The organism is Rhizobium ecuadorense (assembly GCF_001187535.1).
Taxonomy (GTDB): Bacteria; Pseudomonadota; Alphaproteobacteria; order Rhizobiales; family Rhizobiaceae; genus Rhizobium; species Rhizobium ecuadorense.
This window is the reverse complement of record NZ_LFIO01000275.1, coordinates 1-262: the sequence shown is the minus strand read 5'-3', so window position 1 is coordinate 262 and position 262 is coordinate 1. Positions and strand designations below refer to the sequence as shown.

General features: G+C 61.8%; 1 pseudogene. It reads right to left on the bottom strand.

Annotation, left to right across the window (positions count from 1 at the left end):
• A pseudogene (locus tag AF337_RS06485) lies at positions 1 to 262 on the bottom strand (cell wall hydrolase); the annotation flags it as partial.

Genomic DNA, 262 nt, shown 5'->3' with positions numbered 1-262 from the left:
GATCAGTGCCTCGAACTGCGGCGGCAGCATGCTTTCGCCGGGCACATAGTTCATCGCCACCTCGTAGGAGGGCAGCGGCGGCGGCGTTTCAAGCGTGCCGTTGGCGTCGCGCTTCTCGTAGAAGGCGTTGCCGCCGGCGACCGTCACATAGTGCATGTTGTCGTAAGGGAATTTCAGCCCATCGGTGTGGAAGAACATCGCGTCCTTCACCGCGGGATGGCGTGCGCCCTTAATAAGGATCGCATCCGCTGCGGTAGCAAGC